Genomic DNA, 22,146 nt, shown 5'->3' on the forward strand with positions numbered 1-22,146 from the left:
AAAGCAGCAAAGACGGCGAAGACAACCGCGACGAAGGCGACGGGCACCGGTGCGGGCGGGCGCCCCCGGCTGATGCTCATGGACGGGCACTCGCTGGCGTACCGGGCGTTCTTCGCGCTGCCCGCGGAGAACTTCACGACGGCGACGGGCCAGCCGACGAACGCGATCTACGGTTTCGCCTCGATGCTGGCGAACACGCTGCGCGACGAGGCGCCCACGCACTTCGCGGTGGCGTTCGACGTGTCCCGCAAGACGTGGCGCTCGGAGGAGTTCACCGAGTACAAGGCGAACCGGTCGAAGACCCCGGACGAGTTCAAGGGGCAGGTCGAGCTGATCGGCGAGCTGCTCGACGCGATGCACACCCCGCGCTTCGCGGTCGACGGCTTCGAGGCCGACGACGTCATCGCCACGCTGGCGACGCAGGCCGAGGCCGAGGGCTTTGACGTCCTCATCGTCACCGGCGACCGCGACTCCTTCCAGCTCGTCTCGGACCATGTGACGGTGCTGTACCCGACCAAGGGCGTCTCCGAGCTGACGCGCTTCACCCCGGAGAAGGTCTTCGAGAAGTACGGGCTGACGCCGGCCCAGTACCCGGACTTCGCGGCGCTGCGCGGCGACCCGTCGGACAACCTGCCGGGCATCCCCGGCGTCGGTGAGAAGACCGCCGCGAAGTGGATCAACCAGTTCGGTTCGTTCGCCGAGCTGGTCGAGCGGGCCGAGGAGGTCAAGGGCAAGGCGGGGGCGAACCTGCGGGAGCACCTGGACGCCGTCAAGCTCAACCGCCGCCTCACCGAGATGGTGCGCGACGTCGAGCTGCCCAAGGTGGTCACCGACCTGGAGCGCGCGGCGTACGACCGCACGGCGATCGCGATGATCCTGGACACCCTGGAGATCCGTAACCCCTCGCTGCGGGAGCGGCTGTTCGCCGTCGACCCGGGCGCCGAGGAGGCCGAGGAGGCACCGGCCGAGCCCGGCGTGGACGTCGACGGGACGGTCCTCGCCACCGGTGAGGTCGCGCCCTGGCTGGCCGAGCACGGCACGGCCGTCCTGGGCCTGGCCTCCGTCGACACCTGGTCGCTCGGCACGGGCTCGGTCACCGAGGTCGCGCTGGCCGCCGCCGGGGGCGAGGCCGCCTGGTTCGACCCCTCGATGCTCGACGAGGCCGACGAGAAGGCGTTCTCCGCCTGGCTCGCCGACGCGGACAAGCCCAAGGTCCTGCACAACGCCAAGGCAGTCATGCGGGTCTTCGCCGAGCACGGCTGGACCGTGGACGGCGTCACCATGGACACGGCGCTCGCCGCCTACCTGGTCAAGCCGGGCCGCCGCTCCTTCGCCCTGGACGCGCTGTCCCTGGAGTATTTGGGCCGCGAGCTGGCACCGGCCTCCGCTCCCGACGGGCAGCTCGCCTTCGGCAGCGAGGAGGACGACCAGGCCGAGGCCGACGCGCTCATGGTGCAGGCCCGCGCCATTCTCGACCTGGGGGAGGCGTTCGGCGAGCGCCTCAAGGAGGTCGGCGCGGCCGAGCTGCTCACCGACATCGAACTGCCCACGTCCGTGCTGCTCGCCCGCCTGGAGCGGTACGGCATCGCCGCCGACCGTGCGCACCTCCAGGAGATGGAGCAGATGTTCGCGGGCGCCGTGCAGCAGGCCGTGCAGGAGGCGCACGCCTCTGTCGGCCACGAGTTCAACCTCGGCTCGCCCAAGCAGCTTCAGGAAGTCTTCTTCGGCGAGCTCGACCTGCCCAAGACGAAGAAGACGAAGACCGGGTACACGACGGACGCGGACGCGCTCGCCTGGCTCGCCGCGCAGACCGACCACGAACTGCCCGTGATCATGCTGCGCCACCGCGAGCAGGCGAAGCTGCGTGTCACCGTCGAGGGCCTGATCAAGACGATCGCCGCGGACGGCCGTATCCACACCACGTTCAACCAGACGGTGGCCGCGACCGGCCGCCTCTCCTCGACGGACCCGAACCTGCAGAACATCCCGGTCCGCACGGACGAGGGGCGGGCGATCCGGCGCGGCTTCGTCGTCGGCGACGGCTTCGAGACGTTGATGACGGCCGACTACAGCCAGATCGAACTGCGCGTCATGGCGCACCTGTCGGAGGACGAGGGCCTCCTGGAGGCGTTCAACTCCGGCGAGGACCTGCACACCACGGTCGCCTCGCAGGTGTTCGGCGTCCCCCGGGACGCCGTCGACGCGGAGATGCGCCGCAAGATCAAGGCGATGTCGTACGGGCTTGCGTACGGCTTGTCGGCGTTCGGTCTGTCCGGGCAGCTCAACATCGAGCCGGGGGAGGCGCGGGTCCTGATGGACACGTACTTCGAGCGGTTCGGTGGCGTACGGGACTATCTGCGGCGCGCCGTCGACGAGGCGCGGGCCACCGGGTACACGGAGACCATGCTGGGGCGCCGCCGCTACCTGCCCGACCTGAACTCGGACAACCGGCAGCGTCGTGAGATGGCCGAGCGGATGGCTTTGAACGCGCCGATCCAGGGCACGGCCGCCGACATCGTCAAGATCGCGATGCTGAACGTGGACCGGGCGCTCACCGAGGCGAAGCTGAAGTCCCGGATGCTGCTCCAGGTCCACGACGAAATCGTCCTGGAGATCGCCCCCGGTGAGGCCGCGGCCGCGGAGGAGCTGGTCCGCCGCGAGATGGCCGGAGCGGTGGCCCTCCGGGCGCCGCTGGATGTTTCGGTGGGGCTGGGTGGGGACTGGGAATCCGCAGCGCACTAGCCTCCGGCGGTTGGGGGGATGGGGCCGGCCCGGGTTCGGGTGATCCCGCTGGGTTGGTGGCTGCGGAGGCGGGGGGCTGTTTTGCGCAGTTCCCCGCGCCCCTGGAGTGTGCGTTGTAGCTCCGCTTGCGGGTGGGTGAGTGCGGGTCCGGTGGGGGTGAGTCGCGCAGTTCCCCGCGCCCCTGGAGTGTGCGCTGTAGCTCCGCTTGCGGGTGGGTGGGTGCAGGTCCGGTGGGGCTTCTCGCGCCGTTCCCCGCGCCCCTGGTGCATGCGGCTTCGCCGCAGCCCCAGAGCCGGCGCACGAAGTGCGCCGCACAGGGGCGCGGGGAACGGCGCGACCAGCCCCCACCGGCCCGCAGCCACGTTCGACCTTCGGGGGCGCGGGGAACTGCGCGACCAGCCCTCGCCGGCCCGCAGCCGTACTCGGCCTGCCGGGGTGTCGGGGCTCAGCCCGGTAGGTCGGCGGGCTCGGGGTGTGGTTGGGCGCGCCTCGTCCTGATCGCCGCCACGCGACACACCGCCGCGTACAGGACGACCCCGAGCACAACCCCCGCCCCCGCTCCAAAACAGAGCGTCGGCACGATCTCCCAGGGCTTCCAGGCGAGGCCGCCCTCCTCCACGTAGGAGAGCCAGCGCCCCACCCGAACCGCCGCGCAGCCACACACGCAGCCCCCGATCAGCACACACGCCCCCCACCGTCGGAGACCTGACGCGGAGACGGGCCCGCCGACCCCGGGAACGACACCTCGCAGCGCCCGCCACACGAACATCGCGACCACCCCCATCGCCAGCGCCGAACTCCCGTACTGCGCGTACCAGTAGAGCGGCGACCCGCCCACCTCCTCACCGAGGACGGGAAAGACCCGCATGCCCCAGCGCCCGGGATGCGTGAACGCGTCCCACACCACATGCGTCGTGGCCCCGAGCGCCGCGGAGACGTACCACCACACGGGCCACCACCGCCCGGGCCCGCCCTCCGGCCCCCGCAGCAGGGCCCACACCCGGCCGCGCACCCGCCGGGGCAGCAGCGCAAGGACCGGCTCCCGCACCAGCCGCTCCAGCCCCACCAGCGCGAGCGCGATCAGTACGTCCACGGTGAAGACCCCGACGAAGGAGTGCGTGAAGTCGCCGAACCCCATCGCCCCCGGCACCGCACTCGCGACGAAGTACGTGACGTCCGGCGCGAACGACCCGGCGACGAGCAGCGACGGCACCAGCCGGCCCCGCCCGGAGCCGTCGCGCCGCACGAACGGCAGCACCGCCGCGGCATGGCTGATGGTGAACGGCACGAGGCCCCCCGAAGATCGAAAACGTACAAGCGTGGAAGCCTACGACAGCGCGTACATGATCAATCGGTTAATAACGGGCGCGAACAGGTGTCTGCGCGGCGGAAGTTGTCGTAGTGTCGGCTGGGTCCGTGCGCTGGGGAGTGCAGGGATCCGGAAAGCCCCGCGAGCAGGGGCGGACCGGTTTGAACGGGCTATATGGGAGGGGTTCGCGGCATGGCGGCGGTATTCGGCAGGAGGCTGCGCAGGAGTGCGATGACGGCAGCGGTCGCCGCCGCGGCGGTGGCGGCTCTCTCCGCTTCACAGGCCCCGGGCGTGACCGCTCCGCAGGCGGGCGGCCAGTCCACCGCGGACCGTTCCGACGATCCGGCGTCCGGCTCGTCGACCGTTCCCGACTACTACACGGACCTGCCGCCGCTGGAGAGTCCCACCGTGGACCCCAGCGCCGGCCCGGGTTCCGGCGCGAACGCCGGCGACAGCGAATCGGGCATCCCGGCCACGGTCCTGGACGCGTACAAGAAGGCCGAGGCGGAGCTGGCGACGAGCAAGCCCGGCTGCAATCTGCCGTGGCAGCTGCTCGCCGCGATCGGCAAGGTCGAGTCGGGCCAGGCCCGCGGCGGGAACGTGGACGCGAACGGCACGACGATCAAGCAGATCCGCGGCCCGGCCCTGAACGGCCAGGGGTTCGCCCTGATCGAGGACACCGACGGCGGTAACTACGACGGTGACACGGCCCACGACCGGGCCGTCGGCCCCATGCAGTTCATCCCCTCCACGTGGGAGTGGGCGGGCCGCGACGGCAACGCCGACGGCAAGAAGGACCCGAACAACGTCTACGACGCGGCCCTCGCCGCCGGCCACTACCTGTGCCGCTACAACTGGGACCTGTCGAACGCCGCGGACCTGAACAAGGCGATCCTCAGCTACAACAACTCCTCGGAGTACGTCGCCCTCGTCCTGAGGTGGCTGGAGTACTACCGCAAGGGCGTGCACGAGGTTCCCAACGGCACCGGCGTCCTGCCCACGACCCCCAGCGGCGGTGGCGCCGGCAGCCCCTCGCCGAGCCCGTCGCCGACGACCCCCGGCTCGACCAGCCCGTCACCGAACCCCGGCGGCTCCGGTGGTTCCGGCGGCTCCGGTGGCGGCAGTACCCCCGGCTCCGGCGGCGGCAGCACTCCGGGCTCCGGTTCGGGCGGCGGCTCCGAGAGCCCCGGCCCCACGGACCCGCCCACCACACCCGCGCCGACCCCCGCCGAGACCGTCACCAAGCTCACCGACGCGGACACCGGCAAGCTGAGCGCCATGGCCGGCGACGCCTTCGGCGAGCGGGTCGCGGTGCGCCCGCAGAACGCCAAGGGCAAGGGCGTGGCCAAGGTCCAGGTGCGCTTCGTGCTCGTCGGCGAGACGGACACCAGGTTCACGGGCGGCGCCACGACCGCCACCGTCACCACGAACAGTGCGGGCGTCGCCACCGCGCCCAAGCTCACCGCGGGCGAGAAGACCGGCGGCTTCAGGGTCCGCGCCACCGTCGTCGGCCGTTCCCTGCCCGGGCTCGACTACACGGCGACCGTCACCGCGCGGGCGGCCGACGCGCTGGCCCGCACCAGCGACAAGGAACTCAGCTGCGTCGCCGGCCAGGAGTTCGCGGACGCCGTCGAGGTGAAGGCGACCTACAAGGGCGCCGTCGCCGACGGGGTCGCCGCGACCGCCACCCTCATCAAGGCCGACGACGACCCGGCAGAGGCGGACAAGGGCCCCTACTTCAAGGACGCGGACGGCAAGACGGTCCGAACCCTCAAGGACCTCAAGACCGACGCCGACGGCCTGATCAAGCTGCCGAAGCTGTACGCGGACGGCACCGCCGGCACGTTCCTGCTGCGGATCGGGACGACGGGCGGCGCGACGCTCACCGTGGAACTGAAGGTGACGGCGGCCCCGGCCGACGGCGCCTCCGGCACGCCGTCCGAGTCGGCGAGCCCCTCCGCGTAAACACTCGGCGCGCTCGACGCACGAAGCCACCCGGCGCACGCGCCGCACGAAGCCCTCCCGCCCCACCGGGCCGGAGGGTTTTGTCGTGTGTGCAACGTGTTCTCATCTGGCCGCGCCATTGCTACGGTGCACCGACCCCGAGGCCTGACGCCTCATCAGATCCCGTGTGTCGCACGGCTGAAGTGTGCCGCACGGTGAAGGGAGGTCGGACATGCGCGCCTTCGTCGCCGCGGCGATCGGACTCGCCTTCGCCTTCGCCCTCGTCCTCGCCATCACCGCGATCGGCGCCCCGCCGGGCGAGACGTCCCCGAAACCGCTCCTGACCACCGTCCCGGAACACCCGTAGTCCACACGACAGGCAAGTCCGACCGACGTCGAGGAGGGCCGCCGAGATGCGCCGCAAGGCCAGCCTGATCCTGCTCGCCCTCGCCGTGTTCTTCACGGCGCTGTCCCCGCTGATGCGCTGGTACGCCTTCCCGCGCCTCGCGAAGATCCCGCCGAGCCAGTACCAGACGATGGTGCTGGAGGCGAAGGACGCGACCCTCATCGACTACGGCTCCATGCAGGCCAGGACGGTCCCCAAGCTCACCGTCGTCCAGACCCTCAAGGGCGATGTCGAGGAGTCGGAGAAGATCGAGAAGAGCGCCGGACGCGACGTCGTCGTCTGGGACGGCCTGAGCTACATCGTGGGCCCCGACGGCAAGTTCGTCTCCCAGATCCCCGAGCGCTACATCTTCGACGCCCACAGCCAGGAACCCGTGCACGCCACCGGCGAATCCGTCGACGGCGACCCGGTCAGGCGCGAGGGCATCGAGTTCAAATGGCCGTTCCTGACGGAGAAGCGGGACTACGAGTACTTCGACGCGCGCGCCCGCATCACCCGCCCCATCCACTACAAGGGCACCGAGACCTTCCGCGACGTCACGGTCTACCGCTTCGAGCAGACCGTCCCGTGGACGAAGGTCCCCTTCCCCAAGAAGCTCCCGGTCGCGGGCATCACCGCGGAATCCCTCGCCAGAACCGGCACCGAGATGTGGTACACGACCGTCCGTACGTTCCTGGTCGACCCGACGACCGGCGCCCCCGTCTACGGCGAGGAACGGCACAAGGAGGAGATGCGTGGCGGCACCCTGCTCGGCGACCGGGACAAGGTCACCGCGTTCGCCGGCGACGTGAAGATGCGCGAGGACTACATCAGGTCGACCGTCGACCTGGTCAAGTCCCAGCGCACCGTCGTCCTGCTGCTCACCTCGTACCTGCCGTGGGGCTTCCTGGTCCTCGGGGTGCTGCTGCTCGCGCTCGCGCTCTGGCTGGAGGCCCGCGGCCGGCGCCCCGGGGAGCCGGAGGAGACAGGAACGCGGGAGCCCCGGCCGGTCAGCGCCTGAGGCGGGCGTTCGTGTACCGCGTCGGCTCCGCCGCGGCCGGGTCCTCGGGCCACGGGTGCTTCGGATAGCGCCCGCGCAGATCGGCCCGTACGGCCAGATACCCGTCGCGCCAGAAGGACGCCAGGTCCGCGGTCACGGCGGCGGGCCGCCCGGCGGGGGAGAGGAGGTGCACGAGGACCGGCACCCCGGCCAGCCGCGGTGTCTCTTCCAGCCCGAACATCTCCTGCAACTTGACCGCCAGAACCGGCTGTTGAGGATCGGAGTAGTCCACCCGGATCCGTGAACCACTGGGCACCTCCAGCCGCTCCGGCGCCAGTTCGTCGAAGCGGGCCGCGACGCCCCCCGCCCACGGCAGCAGCCGTTTGAGCGCCTGCCCGGCGTCGATCCGGCCCAGATCCGCGCGGCGCCGCGCCGTGCTCAGCTCGGGCTCCAGCCAGTCGTCCACGCGCGCGTGCAGACCTTCGTCGCTCACGTCGGGCCACGGTTCCCCGACGTGCCTGTGCACGTAGGCCAGCCGCTGCCGCAGCGCCTCGGCGTCCCGGTCCCACCGCAGCAGCCCGAGGCCCTCGCGCCGCAGCCCCTCCAGCAGGGCTTCGCGTACGAGGCCGGGCGCGGCCTTCTTGAGCGGGCGCACGGCCAGTTCGACGGCACCGAGCCGGGTCACGTTCCGCGCCACCAACTCCCCGCCCGCCCACGCCACTTCGTCGCCCTCGGAGTACAGCGAGGCGGCCGCCCGGCGCGCTACCTCCTCGTCGACGACCGCCGCGAGCCGCACGCGCGCGTGCCCGGCCCCCACGGGCCGGTCGGCGACGGCGACGGCCACCCAGTCGGCGTGCCGCAGGGCGGAGCCGTCCCCGATGTCCGCCCGCGTCCCGGACACCATCAGATACGAGCCACCGGACCTACGGGCGACGCGCTCGGGAAAGGCGAGAGCGGCGACGAGCCCGGCGACGCGGTCGTCGGAGGCGTCACCGGGTCCCTCCTGTCGCCGTGCGGGCCCTTCCTGCCGCCGTCCGGGCCCCTCCTGCCGCTGTGCGGGCTGTTCCACGAGGCCGGACAGGCGTCGGACCTCTTGGCGCCACCGGGCCCCGTAACCGTCGGCCCCGCGCCGAGCGGCCCGCAGCGCCCCGCCCAGGTCGTCCCCGTACTCCCGCGGCGGCTCCTCGCTCAGCAGGGCGACCGCCTCCGCCGCCCGCCGGGCACCCACCGCGGGCGCCGCGTCGAGCAGCGCCCGGCCGAGCCGCGGATGCAGGCCGAGCCGGGCGAGCCGGGTGCCCCGCTCCGTGGCCCGCCCCGAGGCGGGGTCCACCGCGCCGATCGCCGTCAGCACACTCCGCGCCGCCGCCATCGCCCCGCCGGGCGGCGCGTCGAGCAGGGCCAGACCCGAGGCTTCCGGGCCGCCCCAGACCGCGACCTGCAACGCGAACGCCGTCAGGTCCGCCACCTTGATCTCCGGCGCCGGGAACCGCGTGAGCCGCCCGTCCTCCGCCTCGTCCCAGCACCGGTACACGACACCGGGCGCCTCCCGCCCCGCGCGCCCGGCCCGCTGCGCACCGGCCGCGCGCGAAGCCCGTACGGTCGTCAGCGCGCTGAGTCCGCGGGCGTGGTCCACCCGCGGCTCCCGGGCGAGGCCCGCGTCCACGACGATCCGCACCCCGGGCACGGTCAACGACGACTCGGCGACGGCCGTGGCGAGCACGACCCGCCGCCGCGCCCCCGCCGAGAGCACCGCGTCCTGCACGGCGGCCGGGGCGCGCCCGTGCACCTGGAGCACGTCGACGTCGCCGAGCGCACCCAGCTGCCCGGCGACCCGGGCGATCTCGCCCACCCCGGGCAGAAAACACAGCACGTCCCCGGTGTGCTCGGCGAGCGCCCGCCGTACGGTCGCCGCCACGTGCGACAGGAGCGCCGGGTCCACCCGCATCCCGTGCGGCGGCCGCACCGGACGCGGGGGCGGCGCCCAGACCACGTCGACGGGGTACGAGACGCCCGCGGCCTCGACGACCGGCGCGCCGCCGAGCAGCTGCGCCCATCCTTCGGCGTCCGTCGTAGCCGATGCCGCGACCAGTTTCAGCTCCGGCCGCAGCGCCTCCCGTACGTCGCACAGGAACGCCGCGACGGTGTCCGCGTCGAGATGCCGCTCGTGCACCTCGTCGAGCATGACGGCGTCGATGCCGGTCAGCTCCTGGTCGCGCTGGAGCCGTTGCAGCAGCACACCCGTCGTGACGACCTCCACGCACGTGCGCGGCCCGACGACCCGCTCGCCGCGCACCGTGTAGCCGACCCGCTCCCCGACCTTCTCGCCGAGCAGCCACGCCATCCGCCGCGCGGCGGCCCGCGCCGCGATCCGGCGCGGTTCGGCGACGACGACCCGGCGGGCGGGCGCGTCCGCGTCGAGGAGCCCGGCCAGGACCAGTGGGACGAGGGTCGTCTTGCCGGTGCCCGGCGGGGCGACGAGCACCGCCGCCCCGTCCGCGTCGAGCGCGCTCCGCAGCGCGGGCAGCGCGGAACGTACGGGCAGCTGATCGAGGAGGTCGGCGCGGATCACCCCCTCAGTCTCCAGCACCCCCGGCGGGGTCGGCGTCCCGCTCGCACACGAAGATCGCCGTCCCGGGGATCAGGTTCCCGCGCAAGGGGGACCAGCCGCCCCACTCCTGTGTGTTCCACGCCGGCCACTGCGGCTCCACGAGGTCCACCAGACGGAAGCCGCCCGCCACCACGTCGCGCACCCGGTCCCCGACCGTCCGGTGGTGCTCGACGTACACGGCACGTCCCTCCTCGTCCTGCTCCACATAAGGAGTGCGGTCGAAGTAGGAGCCGGAGACGCTCAGCCCTTCCGGGCCGGGCTCGTCGGGGAAGGCCCAGCGGATCGGGTGGGTGACGGAGAAGACGAAGCGGCCGCCGGGCCGCAGCACGCGGCGCACCTCGCGCAGGACGCCTACGGAATCGGCGATGAAGGGCAGCGCCCCATAGGCGGAGCAGGCCAGGTCGAACGAGGCGTCCTTGAAGGGGAGGGCCCCCGCGTCGGCCTCCACCAGCGGCACCTTCCCGCCGTCGATCCGCATCGCGTGCTGGAGCTGGCGGTGCGAGAGGTCGAGGGCGACGGGCCGCGCGCCCTGGGCGGCCAGCCAGCGCGAGCACTGTGCGGCGCCCGCGCCGATCTCCAGGACGTCCTTGCCGGCCAGTGCCTCGACCGGGCCGAGCAGTTCGGCCTCCACCTCGTCCAGGCCTTCGGGGCCCCATACGAAACGGTCGTCCCCGAGGAACGTGCCGTGCTCCACCTGATAGTCGTCCGCGTTCCGGTCCCACCAGCCGCGGTTGGCCCGCGAACTCTCCGTGGTCCCCGCGTCACGCCTGGTCGCCGTCGACTCGTCGTCCACCGACGAGCCCCCCTGACGCCCCTGATCCGCTTCCATTGGTCCGGACTCTTGGATGATCGGCTCCCTCGTCGTACTCTTCCGTCCAACCCCGCGGCAGGAGGGCATCTACGGCGGGCTCTGCGCCCCTCGTAGCCTCGTGCGACAGGTTTTGTGCCGGGTATGCGGCGTTCGCCCCGGGTGTGCGCCTTCGCGACATTGACCCTGCCCGGCAGTCCCCGTATGCTACAAGTTGCGCTGCGGGCCTGCGCACCTCAGACATAGCAGGCTGTGCTCGCATCTGTTGCATGTCCCCTCGGTTGTCGAGGCGCCACCAGGGTCGTGGAGACGCGGCCAAGGATTCGGCGCTTCCAAGGCTGTCCGGCTTCTTCGGTGCGAAACAGGCTCCCGGCGTAGCAGTACCTACGACTTCAATGTCCGCCGGAGCCCTTTCCCACATGACGAGCAGCACCGAGACCACCGCCACCACCCCGCAGGTTGCGGTCAACGACATCGGTAACGAGGAAGCATTCCTCGCCGCCATCGACGAGACGATCAAGTACTTCAACGATGGCGACATCGTCGACGGCGTCATCGTCAAGGTTGACCGGGACGAGGTTCTCCTCGACATCGGTTACAAGACCGAAGGTGTCATCCCGAGCCGCGAGCTCTCGATCAAGCACGACGTCGACCCGAACGAGGTCGTCAAGGTCGGCGACGAGATCGAGGCCCTTGTTCTCCAGAAGGAGGACAAGGAAGGCCGCCTGATCCTCTCGAAGAAGCGCGCGCAGTACGAGCGTGCTTGGGGCACCATCGAGAAGATCAAGGAAGAGGACGGCATCGTCACCGGTACCGTCATCGAGGTCGTCAAGGGTGGTCTCATCCTCGACATCGGCCTCCGTGGCTTCCTGCCGGCCTCCCTTGTCGAGATGCGCCGCGTCCGCGACCTCCAGCCCTACGTGGGCAAGGAGCTCGAGGCGAAGATCATCGAGCTGGACAAGAACCGCAACAACGTGGTCCTGTCCCGCCGTGCCTGGCTCGAGCAGACCCAGTCCGAGGTCCGCCAGACGTTCCTCACGACCCTCCAGAAGGGTCAGGTCCGCTCCGGCGTCGTGTCCTCCATCGTCAACTTCGGTGCCTTCGTGGACCTGGGTGGCGTCGACGGTCTGGTGCACGTCTCCGAGCTGTCCTGGAAGCACATCGACCACCCGTCCGAGGTTGTCGAGGTCGGCCAGGAAGTCACCGTCGAGGTTCTCGACGTGGACATGGACCGCGAGCGTGTCTCCCTGTCGCTGAAGGCGACGCAGGAAGACCCGTGGCAGCAGTTCGCCCGCACCCACCAGATCGGCCAGGTCGTGCCCGGCAAGGTCACGAAGCTGGTTCCGTTCGGTGCGTTCGTCCGCGTGGACGAGGGCATCGAGGGTCTGGTGCACATCTCCGAGCTGGCCGAGCGCCACGTGGAGATCCCGGAGCAGGTCGTCCAGGTCAACGACGAGATCTTCGTCAAGGTCATCGACATCGACCTCGAGCGTCGTCGCATCAGCCTCTCGCTGAAGCAGGCCAACGAGGCCTTCGGCGCCGACCCGTCGGCCGTCGAGTTCGACCCGACCCTGTACGGCATGGCCGCGTCCTACGACGACCAGGGCAACTACATCTACCCCGAGGGCTTCGACCCCGAGACGAACGACTGGCTCGAGGGCTTCGAGACCCAGCGCGAGGCTTGGGAGGGCCAGTACGCCGAGGCGCAGCAGCGCTTCGAGCAGCACCAGGCCCAGGTCATCAAGTCCCGCGAGGCCGACGCTCAGGCCGAGGCCGAGGGCGCTTCCACCACGAGTGCGGCTCCGGCCGCCTCCGGTGGCAGCGGTGGCGGCGGCGGTTCGTACTCCTCGGAGTCGGACGACAACTCCGGCGCGCTCGCCTCGGACGAGGCGCTTGCCGCGCTTCGCGAGAAGCTGGCCGGCGGCCAGAGCTGAATCGCTCTGCGCTAGCAGGTAGTTGAGCAGTGGGGCCGCACCCTTGAGGTGCGGGCCCACTGTTGTTTTCGCCTGAGCGCCGTGCGGGTTCGCCTGTGCGGCGGGTGCGCGTAGTAAGTGGTTGCTCGCGCCGTTCCCCGCGCCCCTTCGGGGGCGATTCCGTGGGCGTTTTCCGGTCGGCGGGAATGACTGTGGCCTTCTGCGGCGTTCTTCTGATGAACACGAGGAGGAGCGGTCACAGTGCTTGATGCGCAGGATCTGTACACATGGGAGCCGAAGGGCCTTGCCGTGGTGGACATGGCGCTCGCCCAGGAGTCCGCCGGCCTTGTCATGCTCTACCACTTCGACGGATACATCGACGCGGGTGAGACCGGCGACCAGATCGTCGACCGGGTGCTCGACTCGCTGCCCCACCAGGTCGTCGCCCGTTTCGACCACGACCGTCTGGTGGACTACCGGGCCCGCCGCCCGCTGCTCACCTTCAAGGGCGACCGCTGGAGCGAGTACGAGGTGCCTTCGCTGGAGGTGCGGCTCGTCCAGGACGCCACCGGCGCACCCTTCCTGCTGCTCGCCGGGCCCGAGCCCGACGTCGAGTGGGAGCGGTTCGCGGCAGCCGTGCAGCAGATCGTGGAGCGCCTCGGAGTGCGCCTCGCGGTGAACTTCCACGGCATCCCGATGGGCGTCCCGCACACCCGCCCCGTCGGCCTCACCCCGCACGGGAACCGTACGGAGCTGATCCCCGGCCACCGCAGCCCGTTCGACGAGGCGCAGGTCCCGGGCAGCGCCGCGGCGCTGGTCGAGTACCGGCTGATGGAGGCCGGGTTCGACGTGCTCGGGGTCGCCGCACACGTCCCGCACTACATCGCGCGCTCCGCCTACCCCGACGCCGCGCTCACCGTCCTCGAGGCGATCACCGCCGCGACCGGGCTGGTCCTGCCGGGCATCGCGCACGGCCTGCGGACCGAGGCACACCGTACGCAGACGGAGATCGACCGGCAGATCCAGGAGGGCGACGAGGAACTGGTCGCGCTCGTCCAGGGACTTGAGCACCAGTACGACGCGGCGGCCGGCGCCGAATCGCGGGGCAACATGCTGGCCGAGCCGGTCGACATCCCGTCCGCCGACGAGATCGGCCTCGAGTTCGAGAAGTTCCTGGCAGAGCGGGAAGGCGACGCCTGATCGCCGGGTCCGCGGGACAGGCCCTAAGCTTTCGCTCATGCTGAAGGTGGGGTTGACCGGCGGAATCGGCGCCGGAAAGAGCGAGGTGTCCCGGCTGCTCGTGGAGCGCGGGGCCGTCCTGGTCGACGCCGACCGGATCGCGCGCGAGGTCGTCGAGCCCGGTACGCCGGGGCTCGCCGCCGTCGTCGACGCGTTCGGCCGCGAGGTGCTCACCCCGGAGGGCACTCTGGACCGGCCGAGACTCGGTTCGATCGTCTTCGCCGACTCCGACAAACTGGCTGCGCTGAACAGGATCGTGCACCCGCTGGTCGGTACGCGGTCCGCCGAGCTTGAGGCCATGGCGGGACCCGGCTCCGTCGTCGTCCACGACGTGCCGCTGCTCACCGAGAACGGTCTCGCCCCGCTCTACGACCTGGTCATCGTCGTCGACACGAGCCCCGAGACCCAGCTCGAGCGGCTGACCAGGACACGCGGCATGACCGAGGAGGACGCACGGGCCCGGATGGCCGCGCAGGCCACCCGCGAGAAGCGCCGCGAGATCGCCGACGTCGTGATCGACAACGACGTACCGCTGGAGAGGCTCACGGAGCAGGTCGACGCGGTCTGGGCCGACCTGGAGCGCAGGGCGCGCGCCACGCGGTGACGTGTGTACGGGAGTGCGGGAGTGCGGGAGTACGTGTGTACGTGTTCCGGGCGCGGCCCGCGGGCAGGAATAGCCCCCACGGTTCGCGGTGTTGACCTGAGCGACCGGTCTGCACCAGAAGGGAGTTCACCGTGCCTGACGCCACCCCCGAGACGCATGTCATCGACTACCGCGCGGCCGAGCAGCTGCTGGCCGCGCGAGATCCGCGCGGTGCGGTGAAGCTTCTGGACGACGTGATCGCGGCCCATCCGGAGAACACGGCGGCCCGGCTGCTCAGAGCCCGCGCGTTCTTCGCCGCGGCGCAACTGCGCGCCGCGGAGCTGGAGTTCTCGATCGTCCTGGAGCGCGAGCCGGACAACGCGTTCGCGCACTTCGCCCTGGCCAGGACCTACGAGCGGTGGTCACGGCCGCAGCAGGCCCGCCGGCACTTCCGGCTCGCCGCCGCGCTGGACCCGCAGCCGGACTATCTGGCGGCGGCCCGGTTCGACGACTGAGTCAAGGCGCCTTTCGGTACGGTGGGACGTCGCGGCCCGGCTGGTAGTGCGGGCCCTGGCGGATGTGGCGCAGGATCACGAGGACGTCGACCGTGGTGACCAGCCACAGCACCCCGCAGGCCAGCGCCCACCACGGGCGGTGCGCCAGCAGGAAGGCGACGGTGCCGAAGACCGTCCAGACGAGGCCGAACAGGGCCAGGCCGAGCCGCAGCCGCAGGGGACTGCGTGCGGTGACCGGCTCGTCACCCGTACGCACCGGATGTACCAGATGCATGGTCACCATCCCCTCATGACGAAGAGGCTCCCTTCCAGGGTGCCACGATCGAAGGAGCGGGAGTGCTGGACGTACTGAAGGGCGACGAGGCGTGCGCCGCCTGGCTGGCGGCGCTGGACGATCCGGCGATACCCCGGCTGACGGCCGAGCTGCCGGACGCGTTCGACCTGCCCGACGTACTGCTCGACCTGGCCGTGCCGCACGAGGACATCAACGAACTGGTGCGGCTGCGCGCCGAGCTGCTCGCGTCGCCGGTGCTGCGGGCGCTGCTGGAGCGGGCGGTCGGCGGGCTGCTGTCGCGGCCGCGGGAGCCGGGCGGGGGCACGGGCCTGCCGGTGTTCCCCGCGGCGACCGGTGCGCTGGGGCGCTGCTTCGCCGTGTTCGTGTTCGTCGCCGCGCTCCCGTACACGCGGGCGCATCACCGTGAGCGCGGCATCCCCGACGACGTGTCCCGGCGCACCCTCGCCGACCTCGGCCGCAATCTCGCCGTGCACCGCAGACGTTTCGGTACGACCGGGCTTCTCGTGCCGTGGTGGCCGACCCGGCACTTCCGCGGCGAGCTCTATCAGCTGGGGCGGCTGCAGTTCGAGCGCGTGCGCCTGGGGCGGCGTACGGGGGAGGGACTCGCGGCGACGGGCGCGCCGCTCGGGCCCGGGACGCAAGCGCTCAGTATGCACATCCCCGACTTCCGCGGACCCATGTCGCCCGAGGCGTGCGACGACTCACTCGCGCGTGCCCGGGAGTTCTTCGCCCTGCACTACCCCGAGGAGCCGGGCAGGCTCGCGGTGTGCCATTCCTGGCTCCTGGACCGGCAGTTGAAGCAGTACCTGCCCGCCGACTCCAACATCATCCGCTACCAGGACCGGTTCGACATCGCGGCCCTGACCGAGACGCCGGACGACGACAGTCCGGTCGCGTTCGTCTTCGGCGGCACCGAGACACCGCGCGGACTCCTGCCGCGCCGTACGAGCCTGCAGCGCGCCGTCCTCGACCACCTCGACGCGGGCGGGCACTGGTACCCGGGGATCGGCTGGTTCCGCATGTAGCGGGAGGCCAGGGGGAGTTGAGGGGAAGTCAGGGGGAGTGCGGAGGGAACGGTGCCGTGGGGCCGTTCGTTGGCCGGGTATGAGCCTTGAGATGCGTGTGGGGTACGAGGGGACGGGGCCGGGTGCGATCACGCCCGACGGATGTGCCGTGGAGCTGTACTCGAGACTGCCCGTCGAGGGCGAGCCGGAGATAGTCGCGGGCGCCGTGCCCGCGGGCGCGTCCCTGCTCGAACTCGGGTGCGGGGTGGGCCGGGTGACGCATCCGCTGGTGGAGCGCGGCTTCACGGTGACGGCGGTGGACGAGTCGCAGGAGATGCTGGACCGGGTGCGGGGCGCGCGCACTGTGGCCGGCACCATCGAGGGGCTCGACCTGGGCGAGAAGTTCGACGTGGTGATGCTCGGCTCGATCCTGGTCAACACGGGGGACGCGGCGGTGCGGCGCGGGATGCTCGACACGTGCCGGCGCCATGTCGCCGACGACGGCTGCGTGTTGATCGTGCGTGAGCGTGACGGCGTGCATGAGGGCCTGCCGCGCGAGCATGTCCTCCCCGGCGGGGCCGTCATCCGGAAGCTGTCCTCGGAGCCGGTCGGTTCGGAGGGGGTGCGCTCGGTGAAGGTGGAGTACGTGTTCCCGGACGCCGTGTGGACCCAGACGTACCGGATCCGGCCGATGGTGGTCGCGGAGTTCGAACGGGCGCTTGGCGAAGCCGGGTTGAAGGTCGACCGGTATCTGACGGAGGACAAGAGCTGGGTGCGTGCGGTGCCCGTGTGAGCGGGAGTGAGCGCTGACGGTGCGATGCGTTGGCGGTGCGATGCGTTGGCGGTGCGATGCGTTGGCGGTGCGATGCGTTGGCGGTGCGATGCGTTGGCGGTGCGATGCGTTGGCGGTGCGATGCGTTGGCGGTGCGATGAGTTCTGGTGGCGGCGCCGGTCTTATCCGGTGACAGTGACCGACCCCCCGCCCCCATAGCATCGCTCAGGAGACCGCCATGACGAACCTCGCCGCCACCGCTCCCGCCGCTTCCGCCACCGCTCCCGTCCGCTCCCGGCGTGCCCGGATCGCGCTGCGCACGACCGCGATCCTGCTCGCCGCGTTCTTCGGCGCCGCGAGCGGGCTGCCCAAGCTGTTCGCCGCCCCGGCCGCGGTGGAGGCGTTCGACTCGATCGGATGGGGCGCGCTGGGCATGTACGCGATCGGCGCGGTCGAAGTCGCCGGGGCGATCGGCCTCGTGGTCCCGGTCCTCTCCGGCCTGGCGCCGATCGGTCTGAGCACGCTCATGGTCGGCGCCTTCTTCATGCAGGTCGTGGCCTTCGACGGGGAGAACGCGGCGACGCCGCTGATCCTGCTCGTCCCGCTGGTCGCCCTGGCCTGGGCGCACCGCGGACGCAACCGGGAGCTGGCGGCCCTGCTGTCCCGGCGCGACGCCGCGCGGGGAGCCGGCGCCTGATGGTGCGGGACCCCTGAACCTCGCCGGCCGAGGCCCACCGCGGTGAGCCTCGGCTCAGTGCTGCCCGGAGTGCTCAGTGCTGCCCGGAGTGCTCAGTGCTGCCCGGAGTCCGGTTCCGCATCCTCGCCGGGGCCCTGGCCGAAGATGCCGCGCAGCCGCTCCAGCTCCCGGCGGTCCCGCTTCGTCGGGCGGCCCGCGCCACGGTCACGGACGCCGACCGGGGCGATCACCTCGCGCGGCGGGGGCGGCGGGGAGTTGTCGACGTACGTCTCGGCGGCCACCGGCGCCCCGACCCGCTTGCGGATCAGCCGCTTGACCACGACCAGACGCTCACGCCCGCCGGGCTGACGCAGGCGCACCTGGTCACCGACGCGCAGTGCGTACGCGGGCTTCACGCTCGTGCCGTTGACCTTGACGTGGCCGCCCTTGCAGGCCGCGGAGCCCGCCGAGCGCGTCTTGACCAGGCGTACGGCCCAGATCCAGCTGTCGACGCGCACGCTCTCGCCGCCCACAGGAGCCGCCGCCCGTGCGGCGCTCACCGGGTCCGGGGTCTTCGACGTCCCTGATGTCTCCGATGCCATGCGTCGACTGTAGTACCCACCTTGGTGCCCACCTCCGGCTTTTTCGGCGAGCCCCGAGCGGGCCATATGCGCCCGGAACGGATAATCCGGGCAAGCAGCATGTGGCCGACAGCGAGAGGCGTCCCCGTCAAAGAGAAGCCCGTCACCAAGAAGCTCACCTTCCCCAGCGCCCTGACCGTCCTCGCCGTCGTCACCCTCGCCATGCCGATCCTCGCGCCGCTCGCCGACTTCGCGGGCGTCCCGCGCGCCGTCGTCGTCACCGCGTGGCAGGCCGCGAGCGGCTGGATGAACCTGTGGGTGCCGACGACCGCCGTCACCATCGGCGGGGTGGCCCTCGCCTAGGTCGGCTACGACAAGTACCTGCGGTTCGTGTGGCCGCTGCTCGCCCTGCTGTTCCTCCTCATCTGCGCGTTCGTCGCACTGGGCGCCGCGTTCACGTAGCGCCGGCGGGGCCTATGGTCGGAGAGATGAACGACGGACTCGGGACGAACGACGGACTCGGGACGAACGACGGACTCGGGATGAACGACAGACTCGGGAGACTCGACGGACTCGGGCACCTCGACGAGCGGATCACCCGGTGCCGGGCCTGCCCGCGCCTGGTCGAGTGGCGTGAGGAGGTCGCGCGGACCAAGCGCGCGGCCTTCGCCGACGAGACGTACTGGGGCAGGCCCGTGCCCGGCTTCGGCCCGCACGACGCGTCGTTGCTGATCGTCGGCCTAGCGCCCGCCGCGCACGGCGGCAACCGCACGGGCCGCATGTTCACGGGCGACCGCTCCGGCGAGGTGCTCTACCGGGCGATGTACGACGTCGGGCTCGCCTCCCGCCCCGACGCGGTGGACCTCGACGACGGCCTCACCCTGCACGGCGTGCGCATCACGTCCCCGGTGCACTGCGCGCCGCCCGCCAACAAGCCGACCACCACCGAGCGCGACACCTGCCGCCCCTGGCTGGTGCGCGAACTGGAACTGCTGCGGCCCACCCTGCGCGCCGTCATCGTGCTCGGCGGCTTCGGCTGGCAGGCGGCGCTGCCCGCGTTCACCGAGGCGGGCTGGACGGTGCCGCGCCCGCGCCCCGCGTTCGGCCACGGCGCGCGCGTGGACCTCGGCGGCCTCGCGCTCTTCGGCTGCTACCACGTCAGCCAGCGCAACACCTTCACCGGCCGCCTCACCCCCCACATGCTGCGCGGTGTGCTCCGCACCGCCGCCATGGAAGCGGGCCTGGACGTGGCACCGTTCGGAGCAACAGATCTGGAACCGCCCCCGCAGGCTTCCTAGCCTGAAAAGGGTGACGACACCTTCTGCGCCGAAGACGCCCTCCACGCCGGCCCCGCAGACGAGCAGCCACCCCCCGGCCGCGGCCTACCGCAACCTGATCGTGGCCACGATCGGCTTCGCGCTCACGTTCTGGGCCTGGAACCTGATCGCGCCGCTCGCCGGTGTCTTCGGCTCGGACCTGGAACTCAGCTCGTTCGCCCAGTCGTTCCTCGTCGCGGTGCCCGTGCTCGTCGGTTCGCTCGGCCGCATCCCGGTCGGCGCGCTCACCGACCGCTACGGCGCCCGGCTGCTGTTCCCGCTGATCTCGGCGCTCACCATCATCCCCGTACTCCTGGTGATCCCCGCCCGGCACAGTTTCGGCGCGATGATCGCCGTCGCTTTCCTGCTCGGCCTCGGCGGCACCACCTTCGCCATCGGCATCCCGCTGGTGAACTCCTGGTTCCCGCCCGCACACCGGGGCCTCGCGCTCGGGGTCTTCGGCATGGGCATGGGCGGCGTCGCCCTGTCCGGCTACTTCACGCCGCGGATGGCCAAGCACGGCGAGAACCTGCCGTTCCTCGTCGTCGCCATCGCCCTCGCCGTGTACGCGGTGATCGCGGCCGTCCTCATCACCGACCACCCTGACCGCAAGATCCCCACGACGTCGCTCGGCACCCGCCTCGGCGCGGCCGGCAAGCTGCGCGTCACCTGGGAGCTGTCGGCGCTGTACGCGATCGGCTTCGGCGGCATCGTCGCCTTCGGCGTCTACCTGCCCACCTACCTGAAGACCTGGTACGAACTCAGCCCCACGGAGGCGGGCACCAAGGCGGCCGGATTCGCGCTCGTCACCGTCGTCTTCCGGCCCGTCGGCGGCTGGCTCTCCGACCGGATCCACCCGGCGACCGTCACCGCGTGGGCCCTCGCCCTCGTCGCCCTGTTCGCGATCCTCCAGGCCTTCGACCCGGCCCTGAACCCGCTGGGCACGATCTGCTTCCTGCTGATGGCGGCGGGCCTCGGCACCGCGAGCGGCAGCGTCTTCGCCCTGGTCTCGCAGGTGACTCCGCAGACCCAGGTCGGCTCGGTGACCGGCATCGTCGGCGCGATGGGCGGCCTCGGCGGCTTCGTCCCACCGCTGGTCATGGGGGCGATCTACAGCGCCAAGGACTCGTACTCCATCGGCTTCATGCTCCTGTCCGACCTGGCGCTCGCGGGGTGCGTGTACGCGCTCGGGCGGATGCGGAGCACGAGGGCCGAGTAGCTCCGACCCGCGCTCGCCGGCTGCGGGGCACCAAGGCCGGACCGGATGGTCGACGCCCTCGACCGGTTCAGCGCCCCCGGCGCCGCCTGACGCGTTCGCCCTGCGCCTCGATGAACTGCAGCTCCAGGGAGACCGGCGCCGGCGCCACCCCCGGGCCGCCCGCCTCGGCCCAGGCCAGGATCTCGTCGGTGGCGTCGTCCCCCATGGACCAGCCGATCCACGCCGCGCGGCCGCCCCGGGCGCGCCCCTGCCCCGACGGCTGCACGACGACCACGTTCGCCTGGTCGCACGGCCCGAGACAGTCGCTGACCCGCACCGCGATCCGTCCTCCGGACGCGGCCGCAGCGGCCCGCAGCCGCTCCAGCTGCCAGTCGTGGTCGTATCCGGGGTACTTGCGGGAGTCGCCACAGCAACAGCCCCGGCACACGACGAGGGTGCAGGGGCGGGTGCGGGCGGCGCCTATGAGGGTGGGCACGGTGCTCCTGGGGCTTCGCGTACGTGGATCAGTGCTCGGTGTCGGTGTCGGTGTCGGTGTCGGTGCCGGTGCCGGTGTCGTCGCCGAAGAGGTGACGCACGGTGGAACGGTAGTTGGTGCGTACGTGCCCGAGCGCCACGGCCCGTGCCCGCTCCGGGTCGCCGGCGGCCACGGCGTCGTACAACTGCCGGTGCTCGTCGAGCTGTTGGGACCACGCCTCGTTGCGCCGGGTCAGCCAGCGCAGACGGCCGTCGACGGGCTGCATCACACCGATCAGCAGCCCGTTGCCCGCCATGGCCAGGAGGCGGTCGTGGAAGAGGCTGTTGATGTCGGCGATCGTCTCGTCGTCGCCCTCGCGCGTGGCCCGCGCCGCGCGATCGAGCAGCTCCTCCAGCTGCGCCAGGTCGCCCCGCCGCGCCCGCTCGGCGGCGAGCCCGGCCGCGTAGACCTCCAACGCCTCACGCAGTTCGTAGAGTTCGGTGACGTCGGTCCGGGTGAGGGTGCGCACCACGGCGCGGCGCGGCGTCTCGAACGTCACGAAGCCCTCCGCGAGCAGCGCCCGGATCGCCTCGCGCGCCGGGACCCGGGACACCCCGAACCGCTCGGCGACCTCCCGCTCCACCAGCCGGTCGCCCGGGCGCAGGCGGCCGCCGATGATGTCCTGCCGCAACGTGGCAAGCACGCGCTCACGCACCGCGCCCAGGGGTTCGACCGTCGTCATGTGCCTATCTTCGCCGATGGGCCGGGTTGCCCGGGCGTGGG

20 protein-coding genes and 1 pseudogene are annotated in these 22,146 nt (G+C 71.7%); 14 read left to right on the top strand and 7 right to left on the bottom strand.

From position 1 onward, the window contains the following. Positions 1–72: 72 nt before the first annotated feature. Positions 73–2,742: a DNA polymerase I gene (gene polA, locus ABD366_RS00770; protein ID WP_324774031.1), complete on the top strand. Its 2,670-nt coding sequence runs from the start codon at positions 73–75 to the stop codon at positions 2,740–2,742. A gap of 445 nt (positions 2,743–3,187) precedes the next feature. Here the strand turns inward: polA and ABD366_RS00775 are convergent, their stop codons facing one another. Further along, positions 3,188–4,030 (bottom strand): DUF4184 family protein, encoded by an 843-nt coding sequence (locus ABD366_RS00775; RefSeq protein WP_324774007.1) that lies wholly within the window; start codon positions 4,028–4,030, stop codon positions 3,188–3,190. Positions 4,031–4,243: 213 nt separating this feature from the next. On the opposite strand from ABD366_RS00775, the gene ABD366_RS00780 reads away from it, so the two are divergent. The 3 genes from ABD366_RS00780 (at position 4,244) to pgfA (ending at position 7,401) form a co-directional block, all read left to right on the top strand. Further along, positions 4,244–6,016: a lytic transglycosylase domain-containing protein gene (locus ABD366_RS00780; RefSeq protein ID WP_324774008.1), complete on the top strand. Its 1,773-nt coding sequence runs from the start codon at positions 4,244–4,246 to the stop codon at positions 6,014–6,016. Between the two features lie 211 nt (positions 6,017–6,227). Beyond that, complete coding sequence (locus ABD366_RS00785) at positions 6,228–6,362, top strand: SPW_0924 family protein (protein ID WP_324774009.1); 135 nt, start codon at positions 6,228–6,230, stop codon at positions 6,360–6,362. A gap of 46 nt (positions 6,363–6,408) precedes the next feature. Further along, positions 6,409–7,401 (top strand): cell envelope lipid trafficking protein PgfA, encoded by a 993-nt coding sequence (pgfA, locus tag ABD366_RS00790; RefSeq protein ID WP_324774010.1) that lies wholly within the window; start codon positions 6,409–6,411, stop codon positions 7,399–7,401. On the opposite strand, the gene hrpB is transcribed toward pgfA, so the two are convergent. Together hrpB and ABD366_RS00800 are read right to left on the bottom strand one after the other, a co-directional pair. Then, positions 7,391–9,949: an ATP-dependent helicase HrpB gene (gene hrpB / locus ABD366_RS00795; protein ID WP_324774033.1), complete on the bottom strand. Its 2,559-nt coding sequence runs from the start codon at positions 9,947–9,949 to the stop codon at positions 7,391–7,393. The genes pgfA and hrpB overlap by 11 nt on opposite strands. 4 nt (positions 9,950–9,953) lie before the next feature. Then, the gene (locus ABD366_RS00800) at positions 9,954–10,817 is read right to left on the bottom strand and encodes a class I SAM-dependent methyltransferase (protein WP_324774011.1); all 864 of its coding nucleotides are present in this window, start codon (positions 10,815–10,817) and stop codon (positions 9,954–9,956) included. 398 nt (positions 10,818–11,215) lie between these two features. Between ABD366_RS00800 and rpsA the strand changes: the two genes are divergently transcribed. From rpsA to ABD366_RS00820, 4 genes are all read left to right on the top strand, one after another. Then, the gene (gene rpsA / locus ABD366_RS00805) at positions 11,216–12,730 is read left to right on the top strand and encodes a 30S ribosomal protein S1 (RefSeq protein WP_324774013.1); all 1,515 of its coding nucleotides are present in this window, start codon (positions 11,216–11,218) and stop codon (positions 12,728–12,730) included. Positions 12,731–12,970: 240 nt separating this feature from the next. Continuing rightward, on the top strand, positions 12,971–13,909 hold the full coding sequence (locus ABD366_RS00810; RefSeq protein ID WP_324774015.1) for a PAC2 family protein: 939 nt from the start codon (positions 12,971–12,973) through the stop codon (positions 13,907–13,909). Between the two features lie 37 nt (positions 13,910–13,946). Then, positions 13,947–14,552: a dephospho-CoA kinase gene (coaE, locus tag ABD366_RS00815; protein WP_324774017.1), complete on the top strand. Its 606-nt coding sequence runs from the start codon at positions 13,947–13,949 to the stop codon at positions 14,550–14,552. Positions 14,553–14,683: 131 nt separating this feature from the next. Next, complete coding sequence (locus ABD366_RS00820) at positions 14,684–15,046, top strand: tetratricopeptide repeat protein (RefSeq protein WP_324774019.1); 363 nt, start codon at positions 14,684–14,686, stop codon at positions 15,044–15,046. Between the two features lies 1 nt (position 15,047). Here ABD366_RS00820 and ABD366_RS00825 read toward each other — a convergent pair whose 3' ends face one another. Beyond that, on the bottom strand, positions 15,048–15,320 hold the full coding sequence (locus tag ABD366_RS00825) for a DUF6343 family protein (RefSeq protein ID WP_324774021.1): 273 nt from the start codon (positions 15,318–15,320) through the stop codon (positions 15,048–15,050). Between the two features lie 62 nt (positions 15,321–15,382). Between ABD366_RS00825 and ABD366_RS00830 the strand changes: the two genes are divergently transcribed. The 3 genes from ABD366_RS00830 to ABD366_RS00840 all read left to right on the top strand — a co-directional run bounded on the left by ABD366_RS00830 (position 15,383) and on the right by ABD366_RS00840 (position 17,814). After that, on the top strand, positions 15,383–16,366 hold the full coding sequence (locus ABD366_RS00830) for an acyltransferase domain-containing protein (protein WP_324774023.1): 984 nt from the start codon (positions 15,383–15,385) through the stop codon (positions 16,364–16,366). Between the two features lie 79 nt (positions 16,367–16,445). Further along, positions 16,446–17,138, top strand: coding sequence for a class I SAM-dependent methyltransferase (locus tag ABD366_RS00835; RefSeq protein ID WP_324774025.1), 693 nt, complete (start codon positions 16,446–16,448; stop codon positions 17,136–17,138). 217 nt (positions 17,139–17,355) lie between these two features. Continuing rightward, positions 17,356–17,814 (top strand): DoxX family protein, encoded by a 459-nt coding sequence (locus tag ABD366_RS00840; RefSeq protein WP_324775856.1) that lies wholly within the window; start codon positions 17,356–17,358, stop codon positions 17,812–17,814. A 92-nt stretch (positions 17,815–17,906) separates the two neighbouring features. Here ABD366_RS00840 and ABD366_RS00845 read toward each other — a convergent pair whose 3' ends face one another. Further along, positions 17,907–18,395 carry an RNA-binding S4 domain-containing protein gene (locus ABD366_RS00845; protein ID WP_324775858.1) on the bottom strand — a complete coding sequence of 163 codons (489 nt, stop codon included), beginning with the start codon at positions 18,393–18,395 and terminating at the stop codon, positions 17,907–17,909. A gap of 192 nt (positions 18,396–18,587) precedes the next feature. On the opposite strand from ABD366_RS00845, the pseudogene ABD366_RS00850 reads away from it, so the two are divergent. The 3 genes and pseudogenes from ABD366_RS00850 to ABD366_RS00860 form a co-directional block, all read left to right on the top strand. Then, positions 18,588–18,836 (top strand): annotated as a pseudogene (locus tag ABD366_RS00850) (YfcC family protein); the annotation flags it as partial. An 80-nt stretch (positions 18,837–18,916) separates the two neighbouring features. Beyond that, on the top strand, positions 18,917–19,672 hold the full coding sequence (locus ABD366_RS00855) for a uracil-DNA glycosylase (RefSeq protein ID WP_324775902.1): 756 nt from the start codon (positions 18,917–18,919) through the stop codon (positions 19,670–19,672). Between the two features lie 10 nt (positions 19,673–19,682). Further along, complete coding sequence (locus ABD366_RS00860; protein WP_324775860.1) at positions 19,683–20,909, top strand: nitrate/nitrite transporter; 1,227 nt, start codon at positions 19,683–19,685, stop codon at positions 20,907–20,909. A 67-nt stretch (positions 20,910–20,976) separates the two neighbouring features. Here the strand turns inward: ABD366_RS00860 and ABD366_RS00865 are convergent, their stop codons facing one another. Next, a complete protein-coding gene (locus ABD366_RS00865) occupies positions 20,977–21,384 on the bottom strand; it encodes a (2Fe-2S) ferredoxin domain-containing protein (RefSeq protein WP_324775862.1) in 408 nt (135 codons plus the stop codon). A 28-nt stretch (positions 21,385–21,412) separates the two neighbouring features. Then, positions 21,413–22,105, bottom strand: a complete 693-nt coding sequence (locus ABD366_RS00870; protein ID WP_324775864.1) for a GntR family transcriptional regulator — start codon at positions 22,103–22,105, stop codon at positions 21,413–21,415. Positions 22,106–22,146 lie beyond the last annotated feature (41 nt).

The organism is Streptomyces kunmingensis (genome assembly GCF_039533535.1).
Classification (GTDB): domain Bacteria; phylum Actinomycetota; class Actinomycetes; order Streptomycetales; family Streptomycetaceae; genus Streptomyces; species Streptomyces kunmingensis.